Origin of the sequence: Afipia massiliensis, from assembly GCF_001006325.2 — a bacterium.
GTDB lineage: Bacteria > Pseudomonadota > Alphaproteobacteria > Rhizobiales > Xanthobacteraceae > Afipia > Afipia massiliensis_A.
In genome coordinates, this window is record NZ_LBIA02000001.1 from 405,507 (window position 1) to 425,706 (window position 20,200).

The 20,200-nt window shown below is 59.2% G+C and carries 20 protein-coding genes; 8 read left to right on the forward strand and 12 right to left on the reverse strand.

Annotated features, from left to right (window positions below):
• Positions 1 to 58: 58 nt before the first annotated feature.
• From YH63_RS01775 to YH63_RS01790, 4 genes are all read right to left on the reverse strand, one after another.
• Positions 59 to 757 carry an ABC transporter ATP-binding protein gene (locus YH63_RS01775; RefSeq protein WP_046829094.1) on the reverse strand — a complete coding sequence of 233 codons (699 nt, stop codon included), beginning with the start codon at positions 755 to 757 and terminating at the stop codon, positions 59 to 61.
• Complete coding sequence (locus tag YH63_RS01780) at positions 754 to 2,604, reverse strand: branched-chain amino acid ABC transporter ATP-binding protein/permease (protein WP_046829093.1); 1,851 nt, start codon at positions 2,602 to 2,604, stop codon at positions 754 to 756. The genes YH63_RS01775 and YH63_RS01780 overlap by 4 nt, the downstream gene beginning before the upstream one ends.
• A gap of 15 nt (positions 2,605 to 2,619) precedes the next feature.
• On the reverse strand, positions 2,620 to 3,495 hold the full coding sequence (locus YH63_RS01785; protein ID WP_046829092.1) for a branched-chain amino acid ABC transporter permease: 876 nt from the start codon (positions 3,493 to 3,495) through the stop codon (positions 2,620 to 2,622).
• A gap of 163 nt (positions 3,496 to 3,658) precedes the next feature.
• Positions 3,659 to 5,017, reverse strand: a complete 1,359-nt coding sequence (locus tag YH63_RS01790) for a substrate-binding protein (RefSeq protein WP_046829091.1) — start codon at positions 5,015 to 5,017, stop codon at positions 3,659 to 3,661.
• Between the two features lie 414 nt (positions 5,018 to 5,431).
• On the opposite strand from YH63_RS01790, the gene YH63_RS01795 reads away from it, so the two are divergent.
• Positions 5,432 to 5,998: a hypothetical protein gene (locus YH63_RS01795; protein ID WP_052753879.1), complete on the forward strand. Its 567-nt coding sequence runs from the start codon at positions 5,432 to 5,434 to the stop codon at positions 5,996 to 5,998.
• A gap of 190 nt (positions 5,999 to 6,188) precedes the next feature.
• Complete coding sequence (locus YH63_RS01800; protein ID WP_046829090.1) at positions 6,189 to 6,674, forward strand: MarR family winged helix-turn-helix transcriptional regulator; 486 nt, start codon at positions 6,189 to 6,191, stop codon at positions 6,672 to 6,674.
• A gap of 350 nt (positions 6,675 to 7,024) precedes the next feature.
• Here the strand turns inward: YH63_RS01800 and YH63_RS01805 are convergent, their stop codons facing one another.
• Positions 7,025 to 8,152: an AraC family transcriptional regulator gene (locus YH63_RS01805; protein ID WP_205717105.1), complete on the reverse strand. Its 1,128-nt coding sequence runs from the start codon at positions 8,150 to 8,152 to the stop codon at positions 7,025 to 7,027.
• Positions 8,153 to 8,371: 219 nt separating this feature from the next.
• On the opposite strand from YH63_RS01805, the gene YH63_RS01810 reads away from it, so the two are divergent.
• The 3 genes from YH63_RS01810 to YH63_RS01820 all read left to right on the forward strand — a co-directional run bounded on the left by YH63_RS01810 (position 8,372) and on the right by YH63_RS01820 (position 12,992).
• Positions 8,372 to 9,655: a cystathionine gamma-synthase family protein gene (locus tag YH63_RS01810; RefSeq protein ID WP_046829089.1), complete on the forward strand. Its 1,284-nt coding sequence runs from the start codon at positions 8,372 to 8,374 to the stop codon at positions 9,653 to 9,655.
• A gap of 56 nt (positions 9,656 to 9,711) precedes the next feature.
• On the forward strand, positions 9,712 to 10,494 hold the full coding sequence (locus YH63_RS01815; RefSeq protein ID WP_046829827.1) for a crotonase/enoyl-CoA hydratase family protein: 783 nt from the start codon (positions 9,712 to 9,714) through the stop codon (positions 10,492 to 10,494).
• Positions 10,495 to 10,625: 131 nt separating this feature from the next.
• Positions 10,626 to 12,992 (forward strand): molybdopterin guanine dinucleotide-containing S/N-oxide reductase, encoded by a 2,367-nt coding sequence (locus YH63_RS01820; RefSeq protein WP_046829088.1) that lies wholly within the window; start codon positions 10,626 to 10,628, stop codon positions 12,990 to 12,992.
• Between the two features lie 268 nt (positions 12,993 to 13,260).
• Here the strand turns inward: YH63_RS01820 and YH63_RS01825 are convergent, their stop codons facing one another.
• The 3 genes from YH63_RS01825 to YH63_RS21975 form a co-directional block, all read right to left on the reverse strand.
• Positions 13,261 to 13,773, reverse strand: a complete 513-nt coding sequence (locus tag YH63_RS01825; protein WP_046829826.1) for an integrase core domain-containing protein — start codon at positions 13,771 to 13,773, stop codon at positions 13,261 to 13,263.
• 292 nt (positions 13,774 to 14,065) lie between these two features.
• Entirely contained in the window at positions 14,066 to 15,031 is a 966-nt protein-coding gene (gene speE / locus YH63_RS01830) for a polyamine aminopropyltransferase (RefSeq protein ID WP_246657995.1), read from the reverse strand.
• Positions 14,929 to 15,252 carry an S-adenosylmethionine decarboxylase family protein gene (locus YH63_RS21975; RefSeq protein ID WP_052753878.1) on the reverse strand — a complete coding sequence of 108 codons (324 nt, stop codon included), beginning with the start codon at positions 15,250 to 15,252 and terminating at the stop codon, positions 14,929 to 14,931. The genes speE and YH63_RS21975 overlap by 103 nt, the downstream gene beginning before the upstream one ends.
• A 368-nt stretch (positions 15,253 to 15,620) precedes the next feature.
• On the opposite strand from YH63_RS21975, the gene YH63_RS01840 reads away from it, so the two are divergent.
• Positions 15,621 to 15,980: a VOC family protein gene (locus tag YH63_RS01840; protein WP_046829086.1), complete on the forward strand. Its 360-nt coding sequence runs from the start codon at positions 15,621 to 15,623 to the stop codon at positions 15,978 to 15,980.
• Positions 15,981 to 16,075: 95 nt separating this feature from the next.
• Complete coding sequence (locus YH63_RS01845; protein ID WP_046829085.1) at positions 16,076 to 16,999, forward strand: complex I NDUFA9 subunit family protein; 924 nt, start codon at positions 16,076 to 16,078, stop codon at positions 16,997 to 16,999.
• 562 nt (positions 17,000 to 17,561) lie between these two features.
• Here the strand turns inward: YH63_RS01845 and tenA are convergent.
• On the reverse strand, positions 17,562 to 18,236 hold the full coding sequence (gene tenA / locus YH63_RS01850) for a thiaminase II (RefSeq protein WP_046829084.1): 675 nt from the start codon (positions 18,234 to 18,236) through the stop codon (positions 17,562 to 17,564).
• A gap of 163 nt (positions 18,237 to 18,399) precedes the next feature.
• On the opposite strand from tenA, the gene YH63_RS21940 reads away from it, so the two are divergent.
• Positions 18,400 to 18,492, forward strand: a complete 93-nt coding sequence (locus YH63_RS21940) for a dodecin family protein (RefSeq protein WP_349642976.1) — start codon at positions 18,400 to 18,402, stop codon at positions 18,490 to 18,492.
• Between the two features lie 245 nt (positions 18,493 to 18,737).
• Here YH63_RS21940 and YH63_RS01860 read toward each other — a convergent pair whose 3' ends face one another.
• Genes YH63_RS01860 through YH63_RS01870 form a run of 3 tightly spaced genes read right to left on the reverse strand, consistent with a single transcriptional unit; the run spans position 18,738 to position 20,123 of the window.
• Positions 18,738 to 19,088 (reverse strand): 4a-hydroxytetrahydrobiopterin dehydratase, encoded by a 351-nt coding sequence (locus YH63_RS01860; protein WP_046829083.1) that lies wholly within the window; start codon positions 19,086 to 19,088, stop codon positions 18,738 to 18,740.
• A gap of 58 nt (positions 19,089 to 19,146) precedes the next feature.
• Positions 19,147 to 19,482, reverse strand: coding sequence for a ferredoxin FdxA (fdxA, locus tag YH63_RS01865; RefSeq protein ID WP_046829082.1), 336 nt, complete (start codon positions 19,480 to 19,482; stop codon positions 19,147 to 19,149).
• A 38-nt stretch (positions 19,483 to 19,520) separates the two neighbouring features.
• Positions 19,521 to 20,123, reverse strand: coding sequence for a MarR family winged helix-turn-helix transcriptional regulator (locus tag YH63_RS01870; RefSeq protein WP_046829824.1), 603 nt, complete (start codon positions 20,121 to 20,123; stop codon positions 19,521 to 19,523).
• Positions 20,124 to 20,200 lie beyond the last annotated feature (77 nt).

Here is a 20,200-nt window from a genome sequence, read left to right on the forward strand (position 1 = left end):
TCTCGCAATTCATCTTCGTTGGTGATTTGCCCGCTCCCAAAAGATACTGGCGGGCTCATTAAACGCCGAGATAGCGCTGCAGCACCTCCGGCTGTTTCTTGATTTCCAGCGCGGGGCCGTCGTGGACGATATGGCCGTTATTGATGATGTAGACGCGCTGAGCGAGCGCCAGCGTCGCTGCGAGATTCTGCTCGACCAGAACGATGGTCTGTCCGGCGGCGGCAAGATCGCGGCAGGCCTTCAGCAGATCGCGCACGATCACGGGAGCCAGCCCCTCGAATGGCTCGTCCAGCAGGATGATTTTCGGATCGCGCACCAGCGCCCGGGCAATCGCCAGCATCTGCTGCTCGCCGCCGGACAGATCGGTGCCGCGGCTGTCGCGCCGCTCCTTCAGTCGGGGAAACATTTCGTAAATGCGATCGAGCGGCCATTTGTTCGGCGCCGTCAACCCGGCGAGAATGATGTTTTCTTCGACATTGAGGCTGCCGAAGACGCGCCGGTCCTCATGCACAAGCTGCATACCGGCCTGCGCGATGACGTGGCTCTTCTTTCCTGCGATCTCAACGCCGTCGAGCACGACCGAGCCGGACTGCGGCGTCACGACGCCCATCAGGCTCTTGAGCGTGGTGCTCTTGCCCGCACCGTTGCGGCCGAGCAGCGCCACCACCTCGTTGCGTTCCACGCGCAGCGAAACGTCGAAGAGGATGTGGGAATCCCCGTAATAGCTGTTCAATCCTGTGACCTCGAGCAGGCTCATTCGAGGACTCCATGAACGCCGCCGAGATAGGCTTCCTGCACCTTCGCGTTGTTCTTGATTTCGTCCGGCGTACCCTCGACCAGCACGCGACCTTCCTGCAGCACGGTGATCCGCTCCACGAGTTCGAACAGCGAATCCATATCATGATCGATAATGATCATGGTGCGGCCCCGGCTGATGGATTTGAGCAGCTTTACTGTTTCGATGCGCTCCTGCGGACTCATACCGGCGAGCGGTTCGTCGAGCAACAGCAGGCTCGGAGAATTGGCCAGCGCCAGACCGATTTCCAGCCGCCGTTTCTCGCCGTAAGCGAGTTCGGAAACCGGCACATCCGGACGCCCTGCAAGGTTCACCAGTTCCAGCGTGTGCTCGACCTGTTCGTTCAGCCCCTCGATCTTCGACCTGTTCGCGAAGAGGTCGAGCTTGAACTTGCCGCGCAACTCCGCCAGCACCGCGATGGTGACGTTCTCGCGTACCGTCAGACGATTGAACAGCTGGTTGACCTGATAGCTCTTGGTGAGACCGAGCTGGCAAACGTCGGTGACGTTCTTGCCCGTGATGTCCTGCCCCTCAAACATGATGGTGCCGGATGTGGGCGGCACTTCGCAGGTGAGCATCTTGAAGAAGGTCGACTTGCCGGCGCCGTTCGGGCCGATGATGCCGCGCAGTTCGCCATGGTTGACGGTGAGGCTGATGTCGCTGTTGGCGACCAGACCGCCATAGCGCTTGGTCAGGCCGGTCGCTTGCAGGATCGGCCCGGTATAGGAGTCGGGCGCGCGACGATGCGGCGGCATCGGCACCAGGTTCGGCTCGCGCACGGCTTCAGGTTTGGCGACGACGGCGACCGGAGCGTCATCTTTCGGCTTGGCCGAAATCTTCCCGGCCACAAAGAGATAGAGATCCTTGAAGCCTCCAATCAGACCGTGACGCAGGAAACATACCAACAGCACGAACACCAGACCGAGCACAAGTTTCCACGCAGCACCGAGCCCAAGCGCGGATTGCAGGAAGTCCTGCAAAAACAGCCAGACCGCGGCGCCGAGCAGCGGACCGAACAGTGTGCCGGTGCCGCCGATCGCCGTCTGCATGATGAGTTGTCCGGATGTATCGAACATAAATGCATCAGGCGGCATGAAGGCCTGCATCACGCCCAGCAGGCCTCCGGCAAAGCCGGCATACGCCGCCGCGATCACGAAGGCGGTGAGTTTGTAGCTCTGGATGTTGTGGCCGAGGGCGGCAGCCCGCAGCGGATTGTCCCGGATCGCGCTCAGCACCGCGCCGATCGGCGATCGTACGATGCGCAGCGCGATCACGATGCCGATGAAGTAGCAGAACGCGAGGAACTGATAGAGCGACCACCCGGTGGTGAAGCTGATGGTGGTGAAGCCGAGGTCGAAGCTTGGCGTCGGAACGCCGGGCAGTCCGTTCTCGCCGCCGGTCCATTCCGCAAGCGGATTGAATTCGACGAAATAGAAGACCTCCGCGATCGCCACCGTGATCATGGCAAAGTAGATGCCGGTACGCCGCAGCGCAATCAATCCGACCAGATAGCCGGTGATGGCCGCCGCGACCATGCCGATGAACAGCGCCGTCACAACGTGCGGGAAGCCGGTGCGGGTGAGCAGATAGGCGGCGACAAATCCGCCGGTGCCGTAAAAAGCTGACTGCCCGAACGAGAGCAGGCCCGTATAGCCGAACAGGATGTCGAAGCCGACGCCGAACAGCCCCCAGACAAGGATGCGGTTGACGGTATTGGGCGCGAACCCAAGATGAGGCAACAGAAACGGCGCGGCGATCAGGCCAATGGCCGTCAGTGTTTCGATCAGATATGGACGTTGGTTCTGCATTTTACCTGACCACACTCATTCGCGGCCACGCGTGCCGAGCAGACCTTGCGGCCGCAGCATCAGCACTAGCACCATTGCTGCGAACAGCATGACGTAGGCGTAACCGGGATTTACCATCGACGTGATACTGATGATCTCACCGGCGATGAGGCCGCCGAGAATGGCGCCAGGAAACGAGCCGACGCCGCCGATCACGACGACCACGAATGTCTGCACCAGGATCGCCTCGCCCATGTCGGGCGTCAGCGAGACCACCGGCGCATTGACGATCCCGGCGAAGCCAGCCGCCATCGCGCCGATGCCGAACACGACCATGAACACGCGATAGACGTTGATGCCGAGCGAATCGACCATCATGGAATCTTCGATGCCGGCCCGCACGATCATGCCGATCCGCGTGCGATACAGCACGACAAACAGGACCAGCAAGGCGACAGCGACGATGCCGACCAGCGCCAGCCGGTAGGTCGGATAATACATGAACCCGAGCGAGGTGATGCCGGTAAACAGCTTCGGTGCCGGCACACTCAGCGACAGGCTGCCGAAGAAGAAGCGCACGACCTCGACGAAAACGATGCTCAATCCGAACGTCACGAGCAACTGGTCTTCATGCGGACGATCATAGAAATGACGGATGATGACGCGCTCCATCACCACGCCGAGCACCATCACGAAAAGCGAGCCGGCAATCACGGCGACGATGAAGGATTCGGTGTAGGTGTAGGCGACATACCCGGCATAGCCACCGAGCATGAACATGGCGCCGTGCGCGAGGTTCAGGACGCCGAGCGTCCCATAGATGATCGTCAGGCCCGATGAAATCAGCGCAAGCAATGCGCCGAGTACCAGTCCGTTGAACATCTGCGATACAAAATTAGCCCAGTTTATCACAACCAGCCCTATCTAAAATTTGCCGGCAATCCGTCGCGCGCCGCCGACGCGCCGCTCGCGCGACGAACCGGCACCGGCTCACAAGGAGTTGCGTTTACGAAAAGACGGCGCCGGCACTCAGTACAAATCGGATACCGAGAACCGGCGCCGGATCACAAGGCGATCAGGTGTATTCGCCGAGATTGCAGCCGAAAGCGTCCAGCTTCTGCATCAGCCCTTCACCCGGAACGACTTCCACGACCTCCCAGAAGTCTTCTTTGTTCTTCATGTCCTTGGGCGCCTTGCCCTTGACGATGATGACCGGGCGAACGCACTGGTGATCTTCCGGCCGGTAGCGAACGTCGCCGACGAGGGACGGGATCGTTTCGCCCTTCTCGTAGGCCTTGATGACTGCGGGCGGATAGAAGGTGCCAGCGGTTTCGACCATGCGGGCCCAGTGCGCGAAACTGGTGTAAGCGTTTTCTGCGCCCCACTCCGGATGATGACCGAACTTCTTCACGAACGCTTCGTTGAACATCTTGGCGAGCGGGAACCTGTCCTCGAGCGTCCACCAATAGTCGGTCGCGGCGTAAACGCCGGCCAGCAAGCCGCCGCCCACTTCGGGCGCGAGGAACGGAATCTGGTAGGGCACCGCCAGCTTCATCTTGTCGAAGATGCCGAACTTCTGCGCCTGCTGGATCGACAGAACCGCGTCACGGCCCCAGTTGACGTTGATGAGAACGTCGGCGCCGGAGTTGGCGATATTCAGCAGATAGGAGCTGAAGTCAGGCGCGCCGAGCGGCGAGACCTGGTTGGTCACAGTGGTCCAGCCCGCGGTCTTGAGATAGTCCTCCATCGATTTGGTGACAGTGTGACCGTAGGTGTAGTCTGGCGTCATGTAAGCCGCCTTTTTGCTCTTGCCGAAGGTCTTGACGAGAACCGGGCCGATCGCGGCCGCGGCGGTCTGGCCAAAGAAGTTCTGGCGGAAGCCGTAGCGCACGCAGTCCTTGCCGGTGGTGTCGTTGGAGCCGGAGATGCCGGCCACGTAGAGCACCTTCTCGCGCTGCGCGAGCTTGTTGAGCGCAACCGCGACCGCGCTCGAGGTCGAGCCGGTCATCAGCACTGCCTTGTCCTCGGTGATGAAGCGCTGCTGCGCCTGCACCGCGATGTTCGGCTTGGCGCCGGAATCAGCGACGCCGATCTTCACTTCCTTGCCGAGCACGCCCTTCTTGGTCTTCGGCGAGAGCTTCTTGATCAGCTCGTGGCCTTCATTGATGTGCTCGACAGCGAGCTGCCAGCCCTTGAGCTCGTCTTCGCCCTGCACCGCATAGGCGCCGGTGCGCGGCACGGCGATACCGATGAAAACCGAATTGCCGACTGAACCGGCCGGCCAGGTGCCGATCGGCGGCGATTCGGCGGCGAAGCCCGGCATGATGAAGCCGCCCGGCAACAGCGCGCCACCGGCAAGTCCCGCGCCGGCCCGCAACAGCGAGCGGCGCGACACGGAAAAGTCAAATGCCTGTTCGTCAAAGATTTTCTTCATCGCCAGTAATCCTCCCAAAAGCATTCTGTTGTTGAGATGCGCGACTTCCAATCGGGCACCAAAGGCGCCCGGCCTGAACGGCGGCATTTCGCAGAAACGACATTACGATCTGCGACTTTTCGTACTCTCCTCTCATTTACCAGCATCGCCGCCTTCAGGGTGCGGCTGACTTACCGGTCTGCGTGCGCCTTCATATCGCCTTACGATATACTTGACTGTCAATGTCACTTTCGTCGCATGACTTCCCGTACTAGGATACGTTGATATGTCGCGTTACGATATATTTCAGGATCGCGCTGCACTGCGATCGGTACCCGCAGACGTGCCGGATTGCCCGCCCGGCATCGATGAGCGATCCGAATTCCGGGGATGGTCGATAACGCGCAAGGCGCGGTGCTGTGAACGGAGATCGCAATGAGCCTGAAAAGCAAGGTGACCCCATCACTCACGCGCCGGAGCGCATCAACACGACGGAAGACCAGCGCGCCGTTCGCAACCGACACCCGCATCGGCGCAATGAGAGAAGCTGGCCCACATCTTGTCAGCAACAACGTCATCGCGACGTCCGCACCACAGGTGCGCTCCATCGAACTCAGCGGCCGCGCCCTGAATGCCCTCAAACTGCTGGCGCCAGAACTGACAGGAGAAATTCCACCACGCGGACCATGGATCCCACCGGCCGCACTCCTTCGCAAGATCACGCTGAAGCGTCTGTTGGTCGCCCGGAATTGCGGCCCACAGACCGCCGATGAAATCGTCAGATGGGCAGCATCGCGCGGTGTGATCATCCAACCGATTTTTCATGCCGGCCGGTCGCTCTCGGCGATGTGGCGCGAGATCGAGGCCAAGTTCACGGCGGGAAAATTGACCAAGATTGAGTTGACCGAGGCGCTCGAAAGGTCTGTTCGCCGAAGAAGCACAAAAGTACCCCTGGCGTTGCAGATCATCCTTCTGAGCCTGCTGAGTTCTTCCTGCGATTAGGCCACAGGCGTTCCTGGCCCCGCCAGTGCATCGATTGGGACTCGTCTCATCGGACGTTCGGGCGAGCACTCGCGCAGAACTATCGATACAGAAAAGTGCTTGCGACTCTGCGGCTTGGTGGCGGATATTCGAGCCATCAGCAGCAGGTTATTGCTTTATCAATGAGGGCGCGCAGGCGCTGGGCAACAGAATGATTTCTTCCAAGCGGAAGCAGCCGCGATCAGCAGCGAGCCGCGCCGGCGCGAAGCCAGCAACAAAGAGCAAAATTCAGGCCGTAGACTACAAGGCGCTTGCCCAGTTTCGATTCGAGCTTCGGAAATTCCAGGCTTTCAGCGAAGCGGCGGCTCGAAAGGAAGGCCTCACCCCGCAACAACATCAAGCACTTCTCATCATCAAGGGCTTCTCAAGCCACGAGCCCGTCTCGGTCGGTGAGTTGGCAAAATTTCTGCTGATTCGACACCATACGGCTGTTGAACTGATGGACAGGATGACGAAACTGGGCCTTCTGCGTCGGGTGATCGACAATGAGGACGGTCGACGGGCCCTGGTTAAATTGACCAGGGAAGGTGAAAAGCGATTACGAAAACTGTCAAAGATTCATTTCGCGGAAATCAGTGCGATCAGCCCGACGTTGACCAAAATCATGAAGCCCTTTCGAAGCGCGCTACCGAAATAATGGCAACCAATGCGTATGCTAAAGATGATACTGGCAATGATCCGCGCGTAGCCGGGTTAGTGTATACGTAGCCTGCTCGGCTTTATCGGCATCACGGACGTCGCCTTTGCTCGCACTGCAAAATCGGCGTCTGAGATGAGTAACTTCGAGCTAGGGAGGCGTCCTATCCCACCTGTGCCTGTCCGGAAGCATCAAATCATACGTCATCCTTGGCGGACTTCATCATCATTACGTCCGGGTTTAGGTTTTCGGTACACAACCCCGAATAGAAACGAATGAGGGACGAGAAACAGGACGGCAAACTGTTACCTCAACCGATCAGCCGTGAGGCGGCGGATCAGAAGAAAAAGTCACGCCGACCGAAAGGCTGTTTGCCGACGGTAGGTCCCCGGCGTACTTCCCGTCCAAGTTCGAAAAGCCCGGTGGAACGCGGGTGTATTGTCGAAACCGACCAGCAACGCAATTTCATCGACGGAGTTCTGCGTCTTAACCAACTGCTGAACAGCCAGGTCGCGGCGCATCTCATCCTTGATCTTCTGAAAGCTAGTGCGCTCATTGGTAAGCCGTCTCGACAATGTTCGACTGGACATGACAAGCGCGGCGGACACGACGTCCAACGGCTGATCACTGCCCACCTTGTCCGCCAAATACTCGCGAACACGCGATGCGGTTGATCCATGATCAAAGGTGACGAAGATCCAATCGTCCGGCGCCCGTTTGACAAACTGGAGTAGCTCGGCCCTTGTCCGATGAAAACGCTGACGCAGGAAGCGCTCCTCAAAACGCACCGACGTAAATTCTTGATCGAAGGCCACGGGGCCCGGAAACAGTTGCGCATACTCGGCAAAATGATCGGGACGCGCGAAGCCGAATCCGACACTCACGATCGGCAGTTCGCGTCCGACCAGCCATGATGCGACGCCATGGCTGAGCTTGATCATTAGTTCATGCCCAAAGACAGTTGGCACGGCCCCCTCAATCAACGGCGTGAGCGCCAAAGTCACGACGTCGTCCTGGCGCGACAGGCGGAGAGCGTAGTCGTCCAGCAACAGATTCCAAAATCGCGTGAAACGATACATCGCGGTCAAGACTGACGACGCGTCGAGGAGGCTTAGGCCTAGATACTTGAGCGTGCCGCCTCTGATCGGCCGCGACCAAAGCCCCAGCATTTCATCGCCGGTTGCCAGCGCAACGACCTCATAGAGGCGAACAAACTGCTCACGCGTTACCCTGGCACCGCGTCGATCGAGGAAGGATGGCGCGATACCGGCCTTGAGCACCAAGTCGTCAACGCTCGCTGGCGTGAGCGTACGCTTGGCGCCCATCAACATGTTCTGAACGAACGATATCGGAACCGTCGGGCTGAGGTTCGGCATGCCGACCGCTGTCACAAGCGAAGTGAAGTTTGGCGGAATATGCAAATAATTGGGCGGGAAACGCAATAGACATTGCACCATAATCGAATATTTTTGCTTCAAATGTGAATGTCTACGGCCGTCCTCGCCCGGCCTGTGGCGCGAACAGCAAATGGCTTCATTTTGAGGCGGCGCCTCCGATCAGCAAGGAAACGATCCGGAGACATGGATGCCCCTCGCGTCCCCGCTCCTAACCACTGCATTATTGGCAAAGCCGGCACGCGCAGCGCTCCATATCTCCGGCCTGACATCGGCTTCCGCAGAGCGACAGAGAGCTAGATCATGGCGAACCCGTTTCCGTCGAAGACCCACATCGGCAACCACGTGCTGCATCCGGAAACGCAGATGATGAACTACGGTTACGATCCGCAGCTATCGGAAGGAGCCGTCAAACCCCCGGTTTTCCTGACCTCGACCTTCGTTTTTAAGACCGCCGAAGACGGACGGGACTTCTTCGATTTCGTCTCGGGGCGACGCGAACCTCCCGCGGGTGTGAGCGCGGGCCTCGTTTACTCGCGCTTCAACCACCCCAACAGCGAAATCGTTGAGGACCGGCTTGCCGTCTACGAGCGCACCGAAAGTTGCGCGTTGTTCTCATCCGGCATGTCGGCGATTGCGACCACAGTACTCGCATTCGTCCGCCCGGGTGACATCATCTTGCACTCGCAACCGCTCTATGGCGGCACGGAATCTCTGTTTGCGAAGACGCTAGCAAGTCTCTCCATTGGCGCAGTGGGCTTCGCCGACGGCATCGACGAAACACCGGTCAGACTGGCGGCCGAGGGCGCGATGCGCAAAGGTCGGGTCGCGATGATCTTCATCGAGACTCCGGCAAATCCCACCAATGGACTGGTCGACATCGCGATGATCCGCCGCGTCGCCGAGATGATCGGCCAAGCCCAGGGCCACACCCCGATCGTCGCATGCGACAATACGCTGCTCGGCCCGGTGTTTCAGCGACCGATCGAACACGGCGCGGATCTCTCATTGTATTCATTGACCAAATACGTCGGCGGACATTCCGATCTGATCGCGGGTGCCGCGCTCGGTTCAAAGGCCGTGATGAAAGACATCAAAGCATTGCGAGGCGCCATCGGCACCCAACTGGACCCCCATACCTGCTGGATGATCAGTCGGTCGCTCGAAACCCTGAGCATCCGCATGGAGAAAGCCGACAGCAACGCACGGCTTGTGGCGGATTTCTTGCGCGACCACGCCAAAGTGACGAAGGTTCATTACCTTCATCACCACGATAAGGCCTCCCCCGCCGGCCGCCTGTTCACGAGGCAATGCACCGGCGCGGGATCCACTTTCTCGTTCGACATTGTCGGCGGCCAGGCCGTCGCATTCCGGTTCTTGAATGCACTGCAGATCTTCAAACTAGCGGTGAGTCTCGGCGGCACGGAGTCGCTCGCCAGTCTGCCCGCAAGCATGACCCATTCCGGTGTTCCGGCTGAAATCCGCCAAAGAATAGGCGTTCTGGACTCCACGATCCGGCTGTCGATCGGCATCGAGCACCCGTCCGACCTGATCGCGGACATCACGCAAGCTTTGAACAATGCATAGCCAAACCGCAGCACGGCTCTTCACACCGCACCAACTGCAACAACAAGGTTGAGATGATGAACTTCAAATCGCTTCAAATCGAGATGGCCGGACCTGTTGCTATCGTGACCCTGTCACGGCCGGAGCGTCGCAACGCGATCGATGAATCCACCGTCGAGGAAATCGGACGATTTTTCGAATCTCCCCCGCAAGAAGCGAGGGTCGCCGTGCTGAAGGGCGACGGCCAACATTTCTGCGCTGGACTGGATCTGGAAGAGCATGCGCGACTGCGACGTACCCCGGTGCAATTCATGCGCATGTGCCAGCGATGGCATTGGGCCTTTGACCAGATGCAATTCGGCGGACTGCCGATCATCGGCGCGCTGCAAGGAGCCGTGGTCGGCGGCGGATTGGAATTGGCAGCGGCATGCCATACCCGCGTCGCGGATACCTCGACCTTCTTCGCCCTGCCTGAAGGTCAGCGGGCGATTTTCACCGGCGGCGGCGCGACGGTCCGCGTCGGCCGGATCATCGGGCCAGGACGCATGGTCGATATGATGTTGGCCGCTCGCACTTATGATGCCGAGCGCGGATTACAACTCGGCCTTTGCCATGAAATCGTAGCGAGCGGGCAGAGCTTCGCCCGAGCCATGGAGATCGCCCAGGCGGCAGCCAAGCACGCACCGCTGTCGAACTATGCGATGGTGACCGCGATCAGCCGGATCAACGACATGTCAACCACCGATGGCCTATTCACCGAGAGCCTGATGGCCGGCATGGTCCAAAGCGGTCCCGAGGTGGCAGCCGGATTGGATGAATTTCTGCAAAAGAAGGGCCGACGACTCGAAGTGACACAGTAGGTCGCAACGATGTGATCGTTGCGCGGCCAACGCCCCTAACTGGTAAGGTCGCATCGGCGCACAATAGGTTGAAAATATCGGGAACGACTTTACGAGTGCGATTGCGCTCGATAAGCGATTGGAGATTCTGAATGACCGAAGTAGCCGCGAAGCCCGCCTCGGATTCAGCTCCAGCAACCAACACGCGTTTCCTGCCGCACACGTCCCATTGGGGGTTTTTTTCGGCGCGCTGGCAGGACGGCGAACTCGAAGTTCGTCCGCACTCGGACGATCCCGATCCCAACCGCATCATCGAGAACTTCCCCGGGGCATTGCGCCATCGCGCGCGCATCGCACAACCGATGGTGCGTCGCGGCTGGCTCGAACGCGGACCGGGACCCGACGTTCGGCGGGGACGCGATGAGTTCGTTCCGCTGTCCTGGAACGCTGCCCTCGACCTGCTGGGCGCCGAGCTAACCCGCGTGCGTGACCGCCACGGCGCCGGCTCAGTGTTCGGTGGATCCTACGGCTGGTCGAGCGCAGGCCGCTTTCACCATGCACAAAGCCAAGTCCACCGCTTTCTCAACATCGCCATGGGCGGCTACGTCCGGTCCGTCAACACCTATAGCTCGGGCGCATCCTCGGTTTTGGTGCCTCACATCCTCGGCGACTACGAGGAGTTGGTGAAGCGCAACGTGACTTGGGAGCAGATCGCGGAGCATAGCGAGATCGTGGTGGCCTTCGGCGGCATGGCGCTGAAGAACAGCATGGTGGCCGGCGGCAGCATCAGCAAGCATATCGAACGCGGCGCCATGGCGCGCGCGCATGCGCGCGGCTGCCAATTCGTGCATGTCAGTCCGTTGCGTGCCGATCTGCCCGAGGAGGCCGGCGCTCAATGGATCAGCAGCATCCCCGGCACCGATACCGCGCTGATGCTCGCCCTTGTGCACACGCTGGTCTCTGAAGGGTTGCACGACCGCAATTTCCTCGATCGCTATACCGTTGGCTGGTCGATTTTCGAGCGCTACGTTTTGGGCGAGACGGACGGCCAGCCCAAGAACGCAGCATGGGCCGCCGCCATCACCGGCGTCACAGCCGACACCATCACCGCGCTCGCCCGCCGTCTTCACGGACGCCGCGCCCTGATTGTGGTCTCACACTCGCTGCAACGCGCTGAACATGGCGAGCAACCGGTCTGGATGGGTGCAGTGCTCGCCGCTGCGCTGGGGCAGATCGGCCTACCGGGCGGCGGCTACGGCTACGCGCTCGGTGCGATCGCCTATTACGGACGCCGGAACAATGCGGTGCCGATGCCGACGCTGTCGCAAGGTCGCAATCCGATCCCTGAATTCATCCCGGTCGCCCGCATCGCGGACATGCTGCTGAATCCCGGCGGTTCGTATCGCTACAATGGCAAGACCAAGACCTATCCCGACATCCGCATGGTCTACTGGGCCGGCGGCAACCCGTTCCATCATCATCAGGATATCAATCGCCTGCGGCGGGCTTTCGCGCAGGTCGATACGGTGGTGGTGCATGAACTGGGCTGGACGGCGACGGCGCGGCACGCCGATTTCGTACTTCCTGCGACCATGACGTTGGAGCGAGAGGATATTGGCGGCAGTTCCAACGATCCGCTATTGGTGCCGATGCATCCGGTCGCGACTCCTTATGGCGAAGCACGGGACGACTACGCCATCTTCGCCGATCTGGCCGAACGCCTCGGCGCCCGTGAAGCGTTCACCGAAGGCCGCACGGTCCGCCAATGGCTGGAACATCTTTATGAGCGCACCCGGAAGGCTCTCGCGGAGATGGATCTGCCAGCTCCGAGTTTCGACGCATTCTGGGCGGGCGACGGCCTGATCTTGCCGCAACAGCCCGACGATGGCGGACAGCTTCGTCACTTCCGCGACAATCCGGAGGGGCAACCGCTGCCGACTCCCAGCGGTAAGATCGAGATCTTCTCGGAGACCATCGCGAGTTTTCAGGAGCCGGATTGCCCCGGTCATCCGACGTGGCTTACGCCGGTGACTGCGCCAGGCCCATCGACACCGCTGATCCTCGTCGCCAACCAACCGACGACGCGCTTGCACAGTCAACTCGACTTCGGCGGGCACAGTACGGGCGCGAAACATCGCGGACGGGAGGTCGCTCGCATGCATCCCGACGATGCAGTGGCGCGCGGCATCGCCGACGGCGACATCATCCGCCTGTTCAACGCACGCGGCGCATGCCTTGCGGGCGTCCGCATCACTGACAACATCCGGCGCGGTGTTATTCAGCTTCCAACAGGCGCCTGGTACGATCCCGTCGATCCAGAAGAGGAAGCCCCGCTTTGCGTGCATGGCAATCCGAACGTCCTGACGCGAGACGTCGGCACCTCCGCATTGGCGCAGGGCTGCACCGGACAACTGACGACCGTCGAGGTCGAGCGTTTCGACGGCAACCTGCCGCCGATCCAGGCCTACGATCCGCCCGTCGTTTCGAAAGCCGGCGAAAGCGAGCATTCGGCGAAATGAACTGAAGGGAGCGGCGATAACCTTAAGTCCCAATCGCCGCTCGTCATTATTGAGGTCGGAGCGTACACGGCAAGGTCACGAAAGAACTCGGTGATATCCTTCCGTACCAAGGGCTCGCCGCCGGCGTTTCATATTTTCTCGACACCACATTGAATGAAAGAACGGGCGACACGATCGAGTTCTTGAAACGATAGAATGGGAAGAAAGATCATCGCATCCGACATGCAGTATCTACATCTGAGATCGCAACGATTGTGCCTGTCGCAAATCAAATCCGGACATATTTGTGATGCAGTCCGCCGAGGATTGGACGGCAAAGAATACGCCCTGCTCTCTCAACGGTCCGCGATAGGGGCGCATCCTTATCCAAGGACAGGTGCGTGCGCGTCTCATTATAATAATTCATATACGACTGCAGCACATGACGAAGATGCTGCTCGCCGAACACAACAACGTAGTCAAGGCACTCCCGTCGGATCGAACCGATAAGTCGTTCAGCATATCCGTTTTGCCATGGGGAACGCGGCGACGTCGGTCGATCGCGAATGCCCATTGATCGCAGTCTTCGAATGAAGACCTCGCCATAGGCCCGGTCTCGATCACGGATCAGATAGCGGGGAGCTTGCTCCCAGCCGCAAGCTTCCGTGAGTTGATTTGCGATCCATTCTGCGGTCGGATGCGCTGTAACGCCAAACCATAGGATCTGTCGTCGACCATGCCCCACAATCAACAAGCCATAAAGCAGACGAAACGAGATTGTCGGCACGACGAACAGATCCATCGCCGCGATGCCATCGGCATGATTATGAAGGAACGTCTTCCACCCTTGGGATGGCGGGCGTCTTCGCCTGGCCATATACTTGGCCACACTCGTCTGGCCGACCTCGATGCCGAGTTTGAGCCTGCAAAGGTCCCTCATCACGCGGCAGCATTGCCCGATTCTCGATCAACTGCCAGCCGGATAAGGTTTGCGACAGGGACACCTGCTCTACTCGCCCATGTCCTGGTCACCCCGACGCGGGCTTGAATCGCAAACGACCGTCGTTGCTATCACTCCCCGAAGCACCTGAGCATCAGAACGATAACGCTTGCTGGCCGGCGGTAACCATAGCACGGCCTCCCCGCAGCAATTCAAACGCCGCCCGGTGCGTCCCCGGCTCATAATACCTGGTCGTGATTGCCTGCTTTTCGACACGCGCACGGATCGTCGCAATACATGGCGATAGCGAATCGCCCGCCATCGACGCGCCCCTGAGGGCAATCATCCCCATCGGATAGCTGGGCACCGGAGCAATGTAGTCCTGCAACTGCCCGAACACCGACATGAACGACCGCGCGCCAGCCTCCGTCGATTCAGTCCGAAACGGAGGTGAACCGCCCTGGATCACGATCATTCCCGAGCCGCGAAGCCGCAGGAAACATCTCTGATAGAATTCCTCGGTGAATAGTCTGGCCGCGTCCCCAACAGGATCGGTCGAGTCAATCAGGATGAGATCAAAGCGCCGCTTCTCCTCGGCCAGATATCTGTAAGCATCGTCAATCAAGATATCCGCGCGGTCGTCTAGGAATGCATCGCCGGATACCTCGGGGAAAAACCGCCGCGACAGCTCGACGACCTCACTGTCGATCTCAACCATTGTGACTGAAACCACCGGATGCTTGAGCGCCTCACGCAGGCAGCCGCCATCGCCGCCTCCCACGATGAGAACGTCTTTGACATCGCCGTGAGCGAACATCGGAACATGCACAAGCATCTCATGATAGATGTGATTATCACGCTCGGTGATCTGGATTGCGTTGTCGAGCGCCAGCACCTTTCCGAACACGGGCGTTTCGAAAATCTGGATTTTCTGAAATTGCGTCTGCCTTTCAAGCAGGCAATCCGTGACGGCGATACGCTGGGAGAATCCCGGATAAAGCTCTTCCTGAAACCACTTCATTGCTGAATCCCCCGCCGGTGCTCGCTGATCGAAATGAACTCGGGCCGCAGCGCGTCCCTCAACACTTGAGCCGCCTGATAGGGACGGGCGCCACCACACATGAATATGTCGGCGGCCGCGAATGAATACTCGGGCCAGGTATTTCGCAGTGCGTCAGACATCCCGTTCCACGTGCTGATTGCGCAGGAATGATCACCACCGATCACGACGAACTGATCGCCGTCGGCGGCTAACCGACGAGTCATGCCGACCGTCCAGCGAGCCGTCCGCGCAACGGTCACAATCGGCGAGATATCAATCGTACATAGGTCGTCCGGCATTTGCTGCCAGCTGAGTACGATACCCCCTTGAAGCTAACGCGAACTCGCTGTTTTGTTGAAATTCGGCGGGCCCAGCTTTGCACCGTCATCACACGCGCTGGCGCCACATGCCACTCCGAACGCAGGAGGCGCTCGATCGCTACAACCAAGCAATGGAGCGGTTGAAATCCGGTGATTGGAAAGGTTTTGGCACGCAATTCGATGCAATGCGCGAGCCGTTGAAGGAGATGAACCGACAATCTACCGGCCATTAGGATTCCAGCGGAGCAAGGCTTTATCACGTTACTTAGAGTCAGGAACAAATTCTGACCGGTGGAGCAGTATCGACTACAAACGGCGCGGGGAAGTGAAACAGGAGAGTTCTATCCATGATCGAGGGGATCAGCGCAATCACACTGGCCACGCACGAAATGTCGCGAGCTGTCAGATTCTACCGCGCGCTGGGGTTCGAGATCCTGCATGGCGGCGAAGAGTCGTCATTCACCAGCTTTCGAGCAGGGACGAGCTATCTTAACCTCATCGCCCAGCCTGCTGAGCGGCGCTGGTCCTGGTGGGGGCGCGTAATCTTTTATGTCACCGATGTTGATGCACTTTACAACCGTGCGCTCGCAGCAGGGTGCCAGCCAACGACCACGCCCCGCGATGCCGAATGGGGTGAGCGCTTCTTCCACCTAACAGACCCTGACGGCCATGAACTCAGTTTCGCTCGGCCTTTGCTCCCGGTTTAATAGCAACTCGAAGCAGCCTGCCATTCCAACAGGTGCTGGGAGCGCGTATGGTACTCCGATGAACAGTGGTCGCCGCAATCTGGCGAATTTGAGTCATGGTGACAACGAACGGTCGTATCGTGACCGTGTTTGGCGGAACCGGATTTCTCGGCCACCGCATCGTTCGGCGTCTGCGCTATCGTGGATTTCCTGTTCGGGTCGCGTCAAGGCATCCGGATCGGGGGCACGGACTTTTTGGTTCTGATGATCCGCAACTTCAATCCGTTCAGGCCAACATCCACGACGAGCAATCAGTCGCGGACGCGACTGCGGGCGCTTACGGCGTTGTAAATGCAGTCAGTCTTTACATCGAGAACGGACGAGAGACTTTTCATTCCGTTCACGTCGAGTCGGCCCAACGGGTAGCAGCGCAAGCGCACCGCGCCGGAGTCGAACGGCTCGTCCACGTTTCAGGAATCGGTGCCGATACCGCCTCACAATCACAATACATCCGAAAGCGCGGCGAAGGCGAATTGGCGGTCCAGGCCGCGTTCGCCGATGCACTTTTAATCCGTCCGGCGGTGATGTTCGGACCAGACGACGCGTTTCTCACCACCATCCTCAAGCTCCTCCGCCAGCTTCCAATCTATCCGATGTTTGGCCGCGGTCTGACCAGGCTGCAGCCGGCCTATGTGGGGGATGTTGCGGAGGCGATTGGCCGGGTCATGCAGAACGCCGAGACGCCTTCGATGATCTTCGAACTCGGCGGCCCGCGTGTCTACTCCTACGAAGAACTTCTCAGAGCTATTGCGCGCCAAGCCGGCCTTGCGCCCCTATTGATTCCGATCCCGTTTGCCATTTGGTACGCACTCACATGGGCCTCCGAAACGTTTCCGAGTCCACTCCTCACTCGCAATCAAGTGGAACTGATGCAGATCGATACCGTGTCATCACCGGAGATGCCTGGATTTATTGAACTTGGGATTTCGCCGCATTCAGTCGAGGCAATTCTCCAGAGAATGTTATCGAACAGCAGATGAAAGAGGTTTCTCGGTCAACCCGCTTCAACGGCTGACGGAGAGAAATTGCCTCGTCCGTGTAGTCCGCCCTCTGTGCCGTGAAAAAGTGCAGGGCCTAGCGGCCTCGCACAGGGGCAACCTTGTTAGGATGCGATTTGAGGTCCTATCAGCTCCCATATACTGATTTTAAGCGTTTCCGGCATCAGGAAGAGCGCGAGCACTGTCAGCTTTGGGTCAAAAAAAGCGGGCATCGCTGTTGGCAATCATAAGGTCCGGCTGGGTGTCAAAAGCGGACATTCCTAACGGCTCATTCCGCGAATCTAAAAATCGCGATCGTTATGCGTGGTTCACTGAGGACACCATCGTCCAGGTGCATGGAACGGGGCCGCAGGGCATCACCTACGTCGATCCCTGAATAAAGGACCCGCAGGCGCACCGGCGGGGGCCATCGAACGCCTCGACAGCACGGCACCCGCCAGAGTGCCCACCGCAGATTCGTATCATGACCGGTCGTCCGCGCACCTCGTGCAGGATGCTGGCAACCACGTTTCGCAAGCTTTCCGACTCGGTACACAGTCAGTGACTATTCAACATGCTGGCCCGCCCGCCAGCCCATTTCCCAGAAGTCGGCCTCGAGCCGGGTGGCTTCCTTGAAGATCGCGATCAGCTCTGCCTCGCGGGCCGGCGTAGCGTAGAGATCGGCGAGGCTCTCCAGGTGCGCCCGCGCTTTCACCGCGACCTCCTGGTACGGCGCACCGGCATACTCGGCGATCCAAACGCGATATGGGTTCGTTGCAGCGCGCGCCTCGGGTCGCGAGGCGAGCCGCGTCGCGATCTCCGCGTAGCCGATCACGCAGGGGGCAAGCGCCACCTTGAGTGCCAGCAGATCGCCGCGCATTCCCGCGTCGAGCACGTAGCGTGTATAGGCCAGCATCTCGACCGCCGGAGGGGTTTGTTCAAGATCGCTGGGCGACAGGCCCCAGCCGGCGCAGAGCTTCACATGCAGATTCATCTCGATGTCGAGGATGGTCGAGAGGCCGGCCGCCGCTTCGCGCATGTCAGCGAGCTTGGGCGACTTGTAGACGGAGAGCGCGTACGCGCGAGCAAACTCGATGAGGAACAGGTAGTCCTGAACGAGGTAGTGACGAAACGCAGCTTCGGCGAGCGAACCGTCTGCCAACCCGTTCGTGAAGGGATGCTCGGTGTACGCCCGCCACTCGGCGGATGCTTCTGTCTTTAGACGCTCAAAGAAACTCATGTCTTTCGCCGGGTTTGCTTCTCAATGGTTGTTTTTGGCTCGCTACCAATTTCTCGTCGCAAACCGGGTGGACGTTGACCTTGATCTGCGCGAGGCTAATCCTTCAGCCGTTTGGTTATAAGAAGTCGGGAGCAACACCGTACAGAACGCAATCTTCAAGATTATCGATCTCGCGGGATCATCGGACAAGGGCATTGAGGACGCTATCCAAAGCGCCATTGAACATGCCAGCAAGACAATCCGATGTTTGGCTTAGTTTGAAGTCGTTGAAACGCGCGGATCCATAAGGATGGTCACGTGACCCCATTGCCAAGTCACCCTTAGGGCGGGCTTCAAGCTGGAAGGAAGGTAATCAATTCGCCGGTTTTTCCGGTCCAATCCGAAGTAGCAGGGCGTGAACTCATAAACGCGTCGTTGGACAGCTTGCTGGAGTCCGCCTCTGGAGAAGAACGCGCTCGGCACCGAAAAAAGGGCGCAAGTTGCAGGACAACCCGAACTCGTTCACGCCTTGGTCATCCGAGCGAATATGCGGTCAATCTTGGTGGCCATGATGAAGTCGTTCTCATGCAGTCCCTTGATCTTCTTGGTCTGCAGAGAGACCGTCGCATTGCCCCAACCGAAGCTGATATTCGGATGATGGTCTTCGGCTTCCGCGAGTTCACCAATCTCCTGAACAAAGGTAAGAGCCTCGCGAAAATTGCGAAACCGGAAGCTCCGCTCGATGCGGTGAGATTCCTCCGCCAGTTGCCAGTCTGGGGCCTGTGCGTGAAAGAGCTCAACTTGCTCGCGCGTGAGTGGAGGTATTCCCCCGCGACAGGGAGTGCAGGTTTTGCTAGCAAGAGCTTCGGTCATGTTGCTTGCCCCTCGTGTCAACCTTCGCCCTGATGTTGCGGCGCGGGCACGGTCGGCCTCAATCACCCGCGCCGGGATTTGGTGAGAAGTATTGGAGTTTGTCCGGCTTCCCCTCCCATTCCTTAGAGTCGGGCGGGGGCGCTTTATTGACCGTAATATTTGGCCAGATTTTCGCGTATTCCGCATTCAGCGACAGCCATTTCTCAAGCCCCGGCTCGCTGTCAGGCTTGATCGCATCGACTGGGCATTCCGGCACGCAGACCCCGCAATCGATGCATTCGTCCGGGTGGATGACGAGCATGTTCTCGCCCTCGTAGAAGCAGTCCACGGGGCACACGTTGACGCAATCCATGATTTTGCAGCGAATACAGCTCTCGTTGACGACGAAGGTCAATTAAGCGTCCTTTCAGCAGATCGCTGTGGTGAACTCATTCATGGTGTCCGTCCGTCCTCGCGGTGCTCGTTCATTGGTTGAAAATGGACGCAGAGGAGACCCGCGTCCGTCGGCTCGATCGGAACGCCGAACAGCAGGCATTCAGTGGCCGAGGAGCCCGTGCTCGGCAGGTTGCCGCACATCTCTCCACCGAGGTGCGTGCAGTCCTGGCAAACACCGAAGCGCCGATGCGCCCCACTCGCAGCTAGAGTGGACAGCACTTGGTGCAGGGCGCGGTGCATCGCAGTTCGCTCTGTCGCGTCGAGCGAATCCACGGCGCGCACCAGAACTTCGAACGGATCGCGTGCAAGCGCTTTTTTGCCCTTGCTCGTCAATCGCAGACTTACGCTTCGCCCGTCCGTCTTGACTGGTTGTCGGACCAAGTACCCACCCGCTTCAAGCGCCTTAATGGCTTGTGTTGCGGTGCCGCGGGTTGTCGCTTGAAATTCCGCGAATGCCGACGGGGTCCGCGAAAACGGATTGGCACGGGCGAAGAAGCGGAGCGCCATCCATTGGGCTGGACTGAGTTCGCCGTCATAGCCCTCAGCTTGTACGAGCCGTCCCACCTGCAGCAGGAGCTCTGCCGTTTCGCGCGCTGACATGATTGCCTCTTTGAAAATATAATAACGTTTCGAAATCAACTTGACAACTGATCTGATATGGATAATTTTGTTTCGAA